Annotated in this window: 3 protein-coding genes; 2 read left to right on the forward strand and 1 reads right to left on the reverse strand. The window is 75.5% G+C overall.

All coding sequences use genetic code 11. The features are described 5' to 3' along the window. Positions 1-832 (forward strand): DnaJ C-terminal domain-containing protein (locus AC1D15_RS31710; RefSeq protein ID WP_477829176.1); only part of this gene is annotated, 832 nt, incomplete at its 5' end. Between the two features lies 1 nt (position 833). Continuing rightward, positions 834-1,151 carry a chaperone modulator CbpM gene (locus AC1D15_RS31715; protein ID WP_477829177.1) on the forward strand — a complete coding sequence of 106 codons (318 nt, stop codon included), beginning with the start codon at positions 834-836 and terminating at the stop codon, positions 1,149-1,151. On the opposite strand, the gene AC1D15_RS31720 is transcribed toward AC1D15_RS31715, so the two are convergent. Further along, on the reverse strand, positions 1,138-1,499 hold a 362-nt coding region (locus AC1D15_RS31720; protein ID WP_477829178.1), incomplete at its 5' end, for a hypothetical protein. The two genes, AC1D15_RS31715 and AC1D15_RS31720, sit on opposite strands and share 14 nt — an antisense overlap.

Here is a 1,499-nt window from a genome sequence, read left to right on the forward strand (position 1 = left end):
CAGCAAGGAGCCCGACGCCGAGGCCCGCTTCAAGGACGTGGCCGAGGCCTACGAGGCCTTGCAGGACCCCGAGAAGCGCGCCGCCTACGACGAGGTCGGCCGGCGCCACCGCAGCGGCGAGCGCTTCGACCCGCCGCCCGGCTGGGACAGCGGCTTCGAGTTCAGCGGCCGCGATGCCGGGCCCGGCGACCCGATGGACTACAGCGACTTCTTCGAATCGCTGTTCGGCCGCCACCACCGCGCCGCGCGCGGCAGCGCACGCGCCGGCGGCAGCGACCACCACGCCAAGGTGGTGATCGATCTCGCCGATGCCTACCGCGGCGCGCGCCGCACGCTGTCGCTGCGCACGCCGGTGCCCGACGACAGCGGCCGCATCGTGTTCCGCGAGCGGCAGCTGGAGGTCAACATCCCGCGCGGCGTGCGCACCGGGCAGCAGCTGCGCCTGGCCGGCCAGGGCGCGCCGGGCCTCGGCGGCGGGCCGGCGGGCGACCTGTACCTCGAGATCGAGATCGCACCCCACGCGCAGTTCAGCATCGACGGGCGCGACGTCACGCTCGAGCTGCCGGTCGCGCCGTGGGAGGCCGCGCTCGGTGCGAGCGTCACGGTGCACACGCCGGACGGCCGCATCGAGCTGACGGTGCCAGCCGGCTCGGCCGCCGGGCGGCGGCTGCGCCTGAAGGGCAAGGGGCTGCCGGGCACGCCGCCGGGCGACCTGTACGTGCTGCTGGCGGTGCGCGTGCCGGCCGCCACGAACGACGCGCAGCGCGAGGCCTATGCGGCGCTCGGCCGCGCGTTCGGCGGGTTCGATGCGCGCAGCGAACTGGAGGGCTGACATGGCACACGCGCAATCCATCAGCGTCGACGCGGTCGTCGTCGACGAGACACACCAGTTCACGCTGACGCAGCTGGTGCAGGTCTGCGGCACCGAACCCGAGCGGCTGGTCGCGCTGGTCGACGAGGGCGTGCTGTCGCCGCAGGGCGAGGCGCCGGAGCGCTGGCGTTTCAGCGGCAGCGAGCTGGCCCGCGCGCGCAAGGCGCTGCGCCTGTCGCGAGACCTGGAACTCGGTCCCGGCGGCACGGCGCTGGTGCTGCAGCTGCTCGACGAGATCGACGCGCTGCGGCGGCAGCTCGACGCGTTCAGGCCCCGCTGAGCGCGCGGCGCCTCCCCCGCGCAAGCCGCCAGCCCGACACCACGGCCGGCACCGCCAGCAGCGGCAGCACCACGCTGGCCGGCAGCACCGGCAGGCCGAACAGCCGTGCGAGCTGCGGCACCAGCAGCAGCAGCGAGAAGGTCGCCGCGACCCCCAGCACCAGCAGGTCGAAGCTGCCGTTGCGCACCGCCAGCGCATCGCGTCCGCCGCGGAACCACTGCAGCATCGCGAGGTTGCCCGCCGCCAGCGTCGCCAGGCCCGCCAGGCGCAGACCCTCGTCCGAGAAGGCGGCCCAGCGGCCCGCCACCTGCACCGCGACGACGGCGCCCAGCGCCACCGCGCCCACCC

The sequence above is a fragment of the Rhizobacter sp. P2_H2 genome (assembly GCF_056403375.1).